Genomic DNA, 12002 nt, shown 5'->3' with positions numbered 1-12002 from the left:
GGCGTGCGGGGGCCCCTTCTCCCGAGCGGTGGGAGAAGGGGCCACACAGTCTCACGGACCGGGGGAGCGAAAGGTTCAGGACGCGCTGCCCTGACCGCGATCAGGGCGCGACCCCCTCGGCGATCGGGGGGCGGCGCTCTTTCGGCGATCAGGCGCCGACCCGTCCCTGATCAGGAAGCTCGTGCCGCCTCCAGGGGCTCCGTCGGCAAGACCTGGGTGAAGACGTCGTCGTACGAGTGCACCTCGTCCGTCCCGGAGAGGAGGTACGCCTGTGCCTCGCCCACATGGAAGTACACGCCGTGCAGCGAGAGCGTGCCCTCGGCGAGCCGCCGCGCCACCGGCTCGTACGCCCGCAGGTGCTCCAACTGCTGGACCACGTTGGTCAGACAGAGCTGCTCGACCGCGTCCGCCGGAAGCCGCCCGGAGATCCGGGCCCAGGCGTGTCTCCGGCTCACCATCCGCTCCAGACTGGGCCGACCGTGGCGCAGCCAGCGGCGGAGAGGGGTCGGCGGGTCGTCCGGGCCGGCGTTGAGCAGGGCCTGCATCGCGCCGCAGCCGGAATGGCCGCAGACGGTGATCGACTCGACTCGCAGCACCTCCACCGCGTACTCGATCGCCGCCGCCACCGAGTCGTCGCCGCTCTCCTCGCCGGGCAGGGGCACGAGGTTCCCGACGTTCCGCACGGTGAACAGGTCACCGGGGCCGCTCGACGTGATCATGCTGGTGACGAGGCGGGAGTCGGCGCAGGTCAGGAAGAGCTGCGAGGGGGTCTGGCCCTCCCGGGCGAGCCGCGCGAGCTCGTCCCGGACCAGCGGGGCCGTGTTCCGCTGGAACTTGCCGATGCCGCTGGCCAGCTTCAGACCCGTCGTACGAGACGTCTCCACAGCCTCGTCGGGCCGCTCGTCCGGCTGCTCGCCGCACTGGTGGTTGTGCCACGGGGTCCAGGGCCGGCAGCAGGTGTGCGCGGCGGCGGCCGAGGCGGTGGGCTCGGCGATCCTCGCACCGGAGGGCCCGGTCGTCTCGACCGTCCCGCCGTGGGCGACGTGCCCCGCGGTCCAGTCGCTGAGCGCCTCGTAGGCGGCGTGGTCCATGAAGGAGCCGTCGAGCTCGACCACCACGTCGGAGCCGTGCGGCAGTTGGTGCAGGGCGCGGCTGAGCCGGGGCACGGCGAGGAAGGTCAGCTGACCCCGGACGTGCAGCAGCTGGCGCCCGTCCCGCTCCTCGCGGGTGATCCGGGTCCGGGCGAGCCGGTGCAGGGCGACCGCGATGGCCACGACGATGCCGAGTGCGACGCCCTCCAGGATGCCGATGAGGACGACGCCGGACAGCGTCACCGCGTAGACGACGACCTCGCGGTGCCGGGTGACGGTACGGATGTGGGTGATGCTGACCATCTGGATGCCGACCACCATGACCAGGGCGGCGAGCGCGGGCAGCGGGATCAGGTCGAGCACGGGCACGAGCAGCAGGGCCGCGAGCACGATCCACAGGCCGTGCAGCATCGTGGAGGCGCGGCTCACCGCGCCCGCCGAGACGTTGGCGACGCTGCGGACCGCGACGCCGGCGACGGGCAGGCCGCCGAGCGCCCCGGAGACCACGTTGGCGGCGCCCTGACCGGCGAGTTCGCGGTCGAGGGCGGAGCGCGGGACGCCTCGGCCGCCGTCCGGGCGGGCGGCGACCAGCTTGTCGACCGCGACGGCGGACAGCAGCGACTGCACGCTGGTGACCAGGGTGATCGTCAGGACTCCGGCCGCGATGCCGAGCACCGGGCCCTCGGGCAGCCCCGGCAGGGCGTGGCTGCTCCAGGAGGGCAGGTCGACGTGCGGGACGGCGAGCCCGGCGAACGCCGCGACCGCCGTCGCGCCGATCACCGCGACGAGCGCGGCCGGGACCTTGCGTACGAGCTTCCCTGCCCGGCCGGGCAGCCGGGGCCAGCACAGCAGCACGGCCACGGTGAGGGCGCTGATGCCGAGCGCCGCCGGGTGGATGTGCGCCAACTGGGCCGGCAGGCCGAGGACGTTGTCGAAGGCGGAGCTCTGCGGCGTACTGCCGAGCACGATGTGGAGCTGGGCGAGGGCGATGGTGACGCCGATGCCGGCGAGCATGCCGTGCACGATCGCGGGCGAGACGGCGAGTGCCGAGCGGGCCACCCGGAGGGCGGAGAGCCCGAGTTGGACGAGCCCGGCGAGCACGGTGATGGCGCAGGTGGTGCGCCAGCCGTACAGCTGGATGAGTTCGGCGGTCACCACGGTGAGGCCGGCGGCGGGGCCGCTCACCTGGAGCGGGGAGCCGCCGAACCGGCCGGCCACCAGACCGCCGACGGCGGCGGCGACCAGGCCGGACTGGAGCGGGGCTCCGGTGGCGAGCGCGATGCCGAGCGAGAGCGGCAGCGCGATCAGGAAGACGGCGACGGACGCCGACAGATCGGCGCCGGCGATGCGGAAGCGGCGCGGCGGCTCCGGCGGGCTGTGGGGCCGCTGGACGCGGGGTCGGTTCGTCGTGCGGGCAGGGGTGATGAGGGTCATTCCCGTCTCCTCCGGGGCGGCGCGGTCGCGGTTCGTGGGGGACGAACGTGGGGGCTCGCGGCCGTGGGTCACGGCGTGCAGCGGCGGGATGCATGGCGGCGGCAAGGCGGGATTCCCGCCGGGGCGAGGATCAACGCTCGGTAAATGGATCGTAATGGAGAGTAAAGTCTGCGGCATTATTTTCGGGGCAAACAGGGCAATGATTCACCGGTTCCGGTGAAGGGTGAACGGTTTTCCGCTTGTCGTTTCATCTCTCCGGCGGTCGCGGTGCGACGTTGACGCCGCTCGTACGGAACCGAGGAGAGGTGCGCGGATGACAGCCGCCGGGAGAAGGACCACTGCCCAGAGGAAGGCGCTCGCCGCCGCTGCCCTCGCCGTCGCCCTGATCGGTGGCCTCGCCGGCTGCTCGGGCTCCGACGGCACCGTCACGAAGAGCGCGCCGGGCGGTGCGGGCGCCAAGAAGGCACCGGCCGGCGCCCCGCCGAACGCGGTCCGCCTGATCGGCGACGGCTCCACCGCCTTCACCGGCGCCCAGCCCCACCAGCCCGTCTGGCAGCGTCTCAAGCCGGGCGAGACCCCGCCGCAGTTCGTCGTCTTCTCGTGGGACGGCGCCGGAGAGGACAGCCAGAAGCTCTTCTCCCACTTCCGCAAGGTCGGCAAGAAGTACGACGCCACCATGACGTACTTCCTCAGCGGCGTGTACCTGCTGCCCGAGGAGAAGCGGGAGCTCTACGACCCGCCGCAGCACAGCGCCGGGCGCTCCGACATCGGCTTCAACGACACCGAGGGCATCCGTGCCACCGTCCGCGAACTGCGCGGCGCCTGGCAGGAGGGCAACGAGATCGGCACCCACTTCAACGGGCACTTCTGCGGGGCCGAGGGTGGCGTCGGCACCTGGTCCGTCGAGGAGTGGAAGAGCGAGATCAGGCAGGCCAAGTCCTTCGTCAAGAACTGGAAGACCAACTCGGGGCTGCGCGCCGAGCAGCCCCTGCCCTTCGACTACGACAAGGAACTCGTCGGCGCCCGCACCCCCTGCCTCGAAGGCCGGACGAACTTCGTCCAGGCGGCGGCACAGCTGGGCTTCCGCTACGACACGAGCGGCGTCAACGATCACATCTGGCCCAAGAAGGACCTGGGCCTGTGGGACCTGTCGCTCCAGCTCGTGCCGGTCCCGGGCCGCGCATTCCAGACGCTGTCCATGGACTACAACTTCATGGTCAACCAGTCCCCGGGCACGACCCAGGGCAACCCGTCCCAGCGTGAGTACTGGGGCGACCAGATGCGGGACGGCCTGGTGCAGGCCTTCGAGCGCTCCTACCGCGGCAACCGCGCGCCGCTCATCATCGGCAACCACTTCGAGTCCTGGAACGGTGGCGTGTACATGCGGGCCATCGAGGAGACCATCGCCACGGTGTGCGTCCAGAAGGACGTGAAGTGCGTGTCCTTCCGGCAGCTCGCCGACTGGCTCGACGCCCAGGACCCCGACGTCATCGCGAAGATGCGCACCCTGAAGGTCGGCGAGGCCCCGCCGGCCGGCTGGAAGGCCTTCCTCGCCCCCCAGCCGGCGACGGCCCCGGCCGCTCCGGCGGCAGGCGCCAAGGCCCCGGCGGCCGGCCGCCCCGAGGGCGGGCGCCAAGCAGGCTGAACGGCGCCGAGGCTCTCGGCCGGTGCGGTCAGCCGAGCTGTGCGGCCATCGGCTCGCCGAGGACGAAGTCGGGGTCGACCTGCGCAGCCAGGTCGGCCCCCGGCCTCTCTTTTCTGCTTCCCTCGCGCCGCGCGGCGCCGGGGCGCCGCGCGGGCTTCGTGGCACTGCGCCGGACTCCGTCCGCCGTCGGGCCGCCGGCGCGGTCAGCCGAGCTGTGCGGCCATCGGCTCGCCGAGGACGAAGTCGGGGTCGACCTGCGCAGCAAGGTCGGCCCCCGTCTTGGCGTTGCCCCAGCTCTCGGCGTTGCGCAGGTGGAAATGGACCATCTGGCGCGTGTAGCGGTCCCAGTCGCGGTCGGCGTACGAGTCGTCCGCCGCGTCCTGGAGGGCCTGGAGCGACATGCGGTTCTCCGCCTCCAGGAGCTCGAAGCGGGGCGGGCGGCCCTTCTCCATCGCGCGGACCCAGTCCGAGTGGCCCACCGTCACGAGCAGGTCGTCGCCGACCTCCGCGCGCAGGAAGTCCAGGTCGTCCTTGCCCTGCACCTTGTTGCCGACGACCTTCAGCGCGACACCGAAGTCCCGCGCGTACTCCTTGTACTGGCGGTAGACCGAGACGCCCTTGCGGGTCGGCTCGGCGACCAGGAACGTCATGTCGAAGCGGGTGAAGAGGCCGGAGGCGAAGGAGTCCGAGCCGGCGGTCATGTCGACGACCACGTACTCGTCGGCGCCGTCGACCAGATGGTTCAGGCAGAGCTCCACCGCGCCGACCTTCGAGTGGTAGCAGGACACCCCGAGGTCCGACTCCGTGAAAGGACCGGTCGCCATCAGGCGGATCTCGCCGTCGTCGAGCGGCACCGTCCGAGCGCAGGCCTCGTAGACCGGGTTCTCCTCGCGGACCCGAAGCAGCCGGGAACCCTCCCCGGGCGGCGTCGTCTTGATCATCGTGTCGGCGGAGGCGATCCGCGGGTTGCTGCCCCGCAGGTACTCCTTGATCAGCGGCAGATGCGCGCCCATCGCGGGCAACGCGGCGGCGTCCGCGTCAGGCAGGCCGAGCGCGGCGCCCAGGTGCTGGTTGATGTCGGCGTCGACGGCTACGACCGGGGCTTCGTTGGCGGCGAGGTGGCGGATGAAGAGCGAGGACAGCGTGGTCTTGCCGCTGCCGCCCTTCCCCACGAAAGCGATCTTCATGTTCACCTAGGGTAGTGGTACGAACGCACCGCGTGGTCGGGATGCGTGAAGAAGACCACTCCATCGTGGGGCGGGCCGCCGGGGCGCGTAGCCTCCCTACTTATGAGTACGCATGCCTCTGACCCCTTGGCCGCCCTCGGCTCCCTGCCGGGCGTCGCCGACGCGGTGGACTCCGTACGCAAGGCCGTCGACCGGGTCTACGGCCACCGTGTGATGCGCCGCCGCAGCAACGAGATCTCGTCCGAGGCGGCCCTGCGCGGGGCACGCGGGTCGGCCGCCCTGTCCGGCGCCGACTGGGCCCTGGAAGAGGTCCGCCGCCGCACCGACTTCGGCTCCGACGCCGAGGCCCGCACGGTCGGCGCCGCGCTCCGGCTCGGCGCCGAGGCCGGGCAGCTGCTCTCCATCTGGCGCCAGTCGCCGCTGCGGGTTCTCGCCCGGCTCCACCTCGTCGCCGCGGGCGACCCGGGCGCATCGGTGGGCCGGCCGCGGCTGGACGGCGAGACGGTCGACGAACCGCTGGTCACGGCCCCGCTGCCGACGCCCGCCGAGGTCGGCGGACGACTCGACGGCCTGGCGGAGCTGATCGTCGCGGGAGGCGAGGCCCCCGCGCTCGTCACGGCCGCGGTGGTCCACGGCGAGCTGCTCGCACTGCGGCCCTTCACCTCGTACAACGGCCTGGTCGCACGGGCCGCAGAGCGGATCGCGCTGGTCGGCAGCGGCCTCGACCCCAAGGCCATCTGCCCGGCGGAGGTCGGTCACGCGGAGCAGGGACGGGCCGCGTACCTCGCCGCGTTCGAGGGGTATCTCTCGGGGACCCCGGAGGGCGTGGGCGGCTGGATCGCGCACTGCGGGCGCTCGGTCGAACTCGGTGTCCGCGAGTCGACGGCCGTGTGCGAGGCCCTCCAGCGCGGCGCGGCCTGAATCCCGCGCACCCGCGTCGCGGGTCGGACGGCCTGCGGCGCCGGCCCGAATCGCGGTCCTGGAACTAACGAATCCGGGCCCCTCGCGGGGCCCGGAACGGGTTGCGGCGGCACCAGTTCTGGTACCGCCGCTGGCACGTCTACCCAGTTACCATGCGTCCTCGAATATGTGCCCATCAGGCCGGGAACTTTGCCCGTGGCCTGGTGCGGCTGGCCCGTAATCGACGGGTCGACGTCGCGTGGGTGCTCGGTTTCTGTGCTAGGTCCGTGGGGCCTTCATGCTCAACAGGTGATCCTCTCGGATGTCCTCGGTCTCGCGGGCCTGATTCCTTTCTACTCCTGTCGGGGTAGAAGCGAAAGTGCTGGCTCCACTTCTCTGCTCATTGCTCAAATTCGGGCAAAGCCATCCGCGAGCCGGTGGGTGAGCGCGGCCTGCCGACGCCGGGCGGCGTACCAGACGAGTCCGGCCCCCACGGCCGCCGCGCCCACCGCCGCCGCGGCGACGAGCGTGGGGCGGGGCGGCATGCGGAATTCGGGCAGCCGCTGCTTGAGCCGCACCGGCTTCTCGAAGGCGAGAACAGGCCATTCCCGCGCCACGGCCTCACGGCGCAGCGCCCGGTCCGGATTGACCGCGTAGGGGTGGCCCACGGCCTCCAGCATGGGGATGTCGGTCGCGGAGTCGCTGTACGCGTAGCACCGCGAGAGGTCGTAGCCCTCGGACTTCGCGAGCTCCCGGACGGCCTCGGCCTTCGTCGGCCCGTAGGCGTAGTACTCCACCTCACCGGTGAAGCAGCCGTCCTCGCCGACCACCATCCGGGTGGCGACGACCCGGTCGGCGCCGAGCATCTCGCCGATCGGCTCGACGACCTCGGCGCCGGAGGTCGAGACGATCACGACATCGCGGCCGGCGGCGTGGTGCTCCTCGATGAGGGAGGCGGCCTCGTCGTAGATGATCGGGTCGATCAGGTCGTGAAGGGTCTCGGCGACGAGCTCCTTCACCTGGGCCACGTTCCAGCCTTTGCAGAGCGCGGAAAGATATTCACGCATCCGCTCCATCTGGTCGTGATCGGCCCCACCTGCCAGGAAGACGAACTGGATGTAGGCCGTCCGCAGGGCGGCGCGGCGGCTGATCAGTCCGCCCCGGTAGAAGGACTTGCTGAAGGTCAGCGTCGAGGACTTCGCAATGACCGTCTTGTCCAGGTCAAAGAAGGCGGCTGTGCGCGGCAAGGAGTGGTTTTCCACAAGCGAGAGCATAGGTGCCCGCCATTCGGCGTACGCTCGGGCGCGTGGGTTTGCCTGAGAAGGCTCTCGGGTACACCATGGAAGTCACGGATCGTTCGCGACCGTGCTAACCCGGTCCGGCTCCTCCCCCCCCGAGTCGGCCGGAGAGACGACCCCCGCTCTCCCCCCCGGCGGGGGTCGTCGCATGTCCGGAGCCGTTTCGGCGCTGTGGGACATCGTCCGCCTCCTTCCTTCCGGCCGTCGGCCGCGCATCGTCCGCGGCTCTGTCCGGCCCTCGATTCATCACTCACGGTAACCGGCAGGCTGCGTTCCGGACAGCCCCCGTAGGGGTGGCGGAGATATTCACAGGGCTTCGGATATCCCCAGTTTTTCGGCAAGATCCCCAGGATTTTCGGTTCGGCCCCACGGTGATTCCTGTCGCGAAGTTCGCGAACGGCAGGAATCACGAGAGGGGTGTGTGTCATGGAGGCATCCAGGACTTCCGGGGTCAGGGGCACGACGTGGACGTCCGTGCCGAGCGGGCCCGTCCGGACTCCGGTGCCGAGCGGTCCGGACGGGCCCGGCGCCCAAGAACAGCGCCGCACGGCGCCGTTGATCGTCACCGAGGACCTCGGGCTGCTCGACGACCTTCTGCGGCTGTGCGCCGCGGCCGGGGTCGAACCCGAGGTGCACCATCGCGTGCCGGAGCGGCGGGCGAGCTGGACCGACCCACCGCTCGTCCTGGTCGGCGACGACGCCGCGGAGCGGTGCCGGGGGGCGGTGCGCCGCCCGGGGACCGTCCTCGTCGGGCGCGACCGGGACGATTCGGAGGTGTGGCGGCTCGCCGTCGAGATCGGGGCCGAGTGCGTCCTGCGGCTGCCGGACGCCGAGGGCCTCCTCGTCGACCGCATCGCCGACGCCGCCGAGGGCATGGGCCGGCAGGCGACGACCGTCGGGGTCGTCGGCGGCCGAGGCGGCGCGGGTGCCTCGACCCTGGCCTGTGGGCTCGCGCTGGCCGCAGCGCGAGCCGGGCGCCGCACCCTGCTCCTCGACGGCGACCCCCTGGGCGGGGGACTCGACGTGTTGCTCGGCGGCGAGCGCGAGGAGGGCAGACGATGGCCCGACTTCGCGGCCTCGAAGGGGCGGCTCGCCGGCGGCGCCCTGGAGGAGTCCCTGCCGTCCGTGCGGGGCGTCCGGGTGCTCAGCTGGGGCAGGGAGCCGGCGGCGGCGCTGCCGGCCGAGGCCGTGCGGTCCGTGCTCGCGGCGGCCCGCCGCCGGGGCGGGGTCGTCGTGGTCGACCTGCCGCGCGCGGCCGACCCGGCGGCCGTCGAGGCACTGGCCCAGCTCGACCTCGGACTGCTCGTCGTGCCGGGCGAGTTGAGGGCCGTCGCGGCCGCGCACCGGGTGGCAACGACCCTCTCCACGGGCGTGCGCGACCTGCGGGCCGTGGTCCGCGGGCCGTACGCGGCGGGGCTCGACGAGCGATGGGTCGCCGACGCGCTGCGGCTGCCGCTCGCCGGTGAACTCCCTTACGACCCGGGGATCGTGGCCGACCAGGACGCGGGCGTCCCGCCGGGCGCCGAGCCCCGCGGCCCCCTCGGCCGGTTCTGCGACGCCTTCTGGGTGCGCGCCCTCGCCCCTGGTGGTGGGGCGTGACCGGGGGTGCGGGCGGCGGCGCGGGGCTGCTCGACGCGGTGCGGCAGCGCCTCGCGGCAAGCGGGTCCGAGCCCACCCCGGCGCGGGTCGCGGCGGCACTCAGGGCGCAGGGGCGGCTGCTCGGCGACGCGGAAGTGCTGGGTGCGGCAGATGAGTTGAGGTGCAAGCTGATCGGCACCGGACCGCTCGAACCGCTGCTCGCCGACCCGGCCGTCACCGATGTCCTGGTCTCGGCACCCGACCGGGTGTGGGTGGACCGGGGCTCCGGCCTGGAGCGGGCCCCGGTGTCCTTCACCGACGCCGCCGCCGTGCGCAGGCTCGCGCAGCGGCTCGCGGCGGTGGCCGGACGCAGGCTCGACGACGCCAGGCCCTGGGTGGACGCGCGACTGCCCGACGGCACCCGGATGCACGCGGTGCTGCCACCGGTGGCGGTCGGCTCGACCTGTCTGTCGCTCCGGGTGGTCCGCCCGCGCGCCTTCACCCTGGAGGAGCTGGCGGCGGCGGGCACGGTGCCGCCGGGCGGCGCCCCCATCCTGCGCGCGCTCATCGACGCCCGGGTGTCGTACCTGGTCAGCGGTGGCACGGGGACGGGGAAGACCACACTGCTCGCCTCCCTGCTCGGCCTGGTGGGGGAGCGGGAGCGGATCGTCCTCGCCGAGGACTCGGCGGAGCTGCGGCCCGACCATCCGCACGTGGTGCGTCTGGAGGCCCGGCCCGCGAACCAGGAGGGCGCCGGACTCGTGACCTTGCGGGACCTGGTCCGGCAGGCGCTGCGGATGCGGCCGGACCGGCTGGTGGTCGGCGAGGTCCGGGGCGGTGAGGCGGTCGATCTGCTCGCCGCTCTCAACACCGGGCACGAGGGCGGCTCGGGCACGGTCCACGCCAACACCGCGGCGGACGTGCCGGCGCGCCTCGAAGCCCTGGGGACGGCGGCCGGGCTCGACCGGGCCGCGCTGCACAGCCAGTTGGGGGCCGGTCTTTCGGTCGTGCTCCATCTGGCGCGGGCCCGGGACGGGCGGCGGCGGATCGCCGAGGCGCACGTCCTGGAGCGGGACCGGGACGGCCTGGTGCGGACGGTTCCCGCGCTGCGGTGGGGCGCTGCCGGATTCGTGCGGGAGCGGGGCTGGGAGCGGCTGAGTTCGCTGATCGGAGGGGGATCGTGAGCACGGCGGGGTTGTCCGTACGGGATGTGCTCCAGGCGGCGTCGGTGCTCTGCGTGGTCGTGGTGTTGTGGGAGGTGGTGGAGCGGAGGCGTGTGACGGGCCGGGCGCGGCTGGTGCTGGCCGGTGGGGTCGCCGGGCTCCCCGGGAACCTCGGTGGCCCTGCGGTGTGGTCGGCGGTGGCGGCGCGCTGGTGGGCCGTGCTGCGGGGGCGGCGGGCCTGGCTGTGCCTGCCGGCGGCGGGAGTCGTCGCGGCGCTCGGCGAGTCGCCGCTGCCGCTGGTGGCGGGGGTGGTCGCGGTGCCGGTCGTCGGGCGGCGACTGCGGGAGGCCGAGCACCGGAGGGAACGCGAGGCGCGGGCCGAGCGCGTGGTGGCCCTGTGCGGGGCCGTGGTGGGGGAGTTGAGGGCCGGTTGGCAGCCCGCGCAGGCCCTGTCCTTCGCGGCCCGCGAGACGGGCGCTCTCGGCGACGAGGAGGCGGCGGTGCTTGCGGCGGCCCGCTTCGGCGGGGACGTGCCGGAGGCCCTGCGGAGAGCCGCCGGGCAGGACGGCGCCGACGGACTCGCGGGGATGGCGGCGTGCTGGCAGGTGGCCGTGGACGGCGGCGCGGGCCTGGCCGCCGGGCTCGACCGGCTCGAAGCGGCCCTGCGGGACCACCGCGAGCAGCGGGAGCGGTTGCGCGCCGAACTCGCCGGGGCCTGGGCGACGGTGGCCGTCCTCGCGGTGCTGCCGCTCGCCGGTGTCGCTCTCGGCGCGGCTCTGGGCGCGGACCCGCTGCGGGTGCTGCTGCACACACCGGCGGGCCTGGCCTGCCTTGCCGTGGGCGGGGCTCTGGAGGCGGCCGGGCTGTGGTGGGCCGCGCGGATCGTCCGAGGAGGGGAGCGGGCGTGAGGGGGGCCGTGCAGGCGACCGCGGTGGCGGCCGTGGCCATCGTCTGGTGCGAGCAGGGGGTGCGTGAGCTGGTGTGCGGGCGGAGGGCGCGCGGGATGCGGCGGAGGCTGCGGGACCTGCTGCCGGCCCCCAGCCCGGCCGCGCGAGCGCGGAGGGTTCGGTCCGGGATGCCGCGATGGGTGGGGCACTGGGCGGCACCGCTCGGGGCGTCCGGGCTCGGCTGGGTGCTGTTCGGGGTGTTCGGCGGTCTGGCGGCCGCCGTCCTGGTGGGTGCGGTCGTCAGACGTGGAGCGGCGAGAGGGGCCACCGTGCCGGCGGCCCCGGTCGAGGAGCTCGACGACGCGGCGCTGCATCTTCCGCTTGCCGCTGATCTGTTGGCGGCCTGTGCCTCGGCCGGCGCCGGGCCGGGTGAGGCGGCGGAGGCCGTCGGGCGGTCCCTCGGCGGCCCACTGGGCGAGCGACTGGCCCGCACGGCCGCCGAACTGCGGCTCGGGGGCGAACCGGCCGAGGTGTGGCGGAGGTTCGGCGCGATACCCGGCGCTACCGGCCTCGCGCGCTGCATGGAACGGGCCGGCTCCTCGGGGGCACCCGCGGCGGAGGCCGTCGCCCGGCACGCGGCCGCGCTGCGGTCGGCGCGTGCACGGACGGCGGCGGCCCGGGCCCGCCGGGCGCAGGTGCTGATCAGCGGGCCCGTGGGGCTCTGCTTCCTGCCGGCCTTCCTGGCGGTGGGAGTCGCCCCGGTGGTGATCGGCCTGGCGACGGGACTTCTGGACGGATGAACGGCATGACACGACGAGA

The 12002-nt window shown here is 73.6% G+C and carries 9 protein-coding genes; 6 read left to right on the top strand and 3 right to left on the bottom strand.

Annotated elements, in window-relative coordinates; genetic code table 11:
* Positions 1 to 170: 170 nt before the first annotated feature.
* Positions 171 to 2525: a SulP family inorganic anion transporter gene (locus IF00_RS0130065; protein WP_037639338.1), complete on the bottom strand. Its 2355-nt coding sequence runs from the start codon at positions 2523 to 2525 to the stop codon at positions 171 to 173.
* A 313-nt stretch (positions 2526 to 2838) separates the two neighbouring features.
* On the opposite strand from IF00_RS0130065, the gene IF00_RS0130060 reads away from it, so the two are divergent.
* Positions 2839 to 4170 (top strand): polysaccharide deacetylase family protein, encoded by a 1332-nt coding sequence (locus IF00_RS0130060; RefSeq protein WP_051820681.1) that lies wholly within the window; start codon positions 2839 to 2841, stop codon positions 4168 to 4170.
* A 203-nt stretch (positions 4171 to 4373) separates the two neighbouring features.
* Here the strand turns inward: IF00_RS0130060 and IF00_RS0130055 are convergent, their stop codons facing one another.
* Positions 4374 to 5357, bottom strand: a complete 984-nt coding sequence (locus IF00_RS0130055; RefSeq protein WP_030323448.1) for an ATP-binding protein — start codon at positions 5355 to 5357, stop codon at positions 4374 to 4376.
* Between the two features lie 102 nt (positions 5358 to 5459).
* Between IF00_RS0130055 and IF00_RS0130050 the strand changes: the two genes are divergently transcribed.
* Entirely contained in the window at positions 5460 to 6278 is an 819-nt protein-coding gene (locus IF00_RS0130050) for a Fic family protein (protein ID WP_030323445.1), read from the top strand.
* 386 nt (positions 6279 to 6664) lie between these two features.
* On the opposite strand, the gene IF00_RS0130045 is transcribed toward IF00_RS0130050, so the two are convergent.
* Positions 6665 to 7531 (bottom strand): HAD family hydrolase, encoded by an 867-nt coding sequence (locus IF00_RS0130045; protein WP_030323443.1) that lies wholly within the window; start codon positions 7529 to 7531, stop codon positions 6665 to 6667.
* Positions 7532 to 8029: 498 nt separating this feature from the next.
* Here IF00_RS0130045 and ssd point away from each other — a divergent pair, with 498 nt between their 5' ends.
* From ssd to IF00_RS0130025, 4 genes are read left to right on the top strand one after another with little or no spacing between them, the layout of a single operon-like run.
* Positions 8030 to 9154, top strand: coding sequence for a septum site-determining protein Ssd (gene ssd / locus IF00_RS0130040; RefSeq protein WP_425338348.1), 1125 nt, complete (start codon positions 8030 to 8032; stop codon positions 9152 to 9154).
* The gene (locus IF00_RS0130035; RefSeq protein ID WP_030323439.1) at positions 9151 to 10317 is read left to right on the top strand and encodes a TadA family conjugal transfer-associated ATPase; all 1167 of its coding nucleotides are present in this window, start codon (positions 9151 to 9153) and stop codon (positions 10315 to 10317) included. Before ssd ends, IF00_RS0130035 begins: the two co-directional genes overlap by 4 nt.
* On the top strand, positions 10314 to 11204 hold the full coding sequence (locus IF00_RS0130030) for a type II secretion system F family protein (protein ID WP_245234675.1): 891 nt from the start codon (positions 10314 to 10316) through the stop codon (positions 11202 to 11204). Before IF00_RS0130035 ends, IF00_RS0130030 begins: the two co-directional genes overlap by 4 nt.
* The gene (locus IF00_RS0130025) at positions 11201 to 11983 is read left to right on the top strand and encodes a type II secretion system F family protein (protein ID WP_037639336.1); all 783 of its coding nucleotides are present in this window, start codon (positions 11201 to 11203) and stop codon (positions 11981 to 11983) included. Before IF00_RS0130030 ends, IF00_RS0130025 begins: the two co-directional genes overlap by 4 nt.
* Positions 11984 to 12002: the final 19 nt, after the last annotated feature.

Origin of the sequence: Streptomyces flavochromogenes, assembly GCF_000717595.1 — a bacterium.
Lineage (GTDB): Bacteria > Actinomycetota > Actinomycetes > Streptomycetales > Streptomycetaceae > Streptomyces > Streptomyces flavochromogenes.
This window is presented reverse-complemented; position numbering and strand designations above follow the sequence as displayed.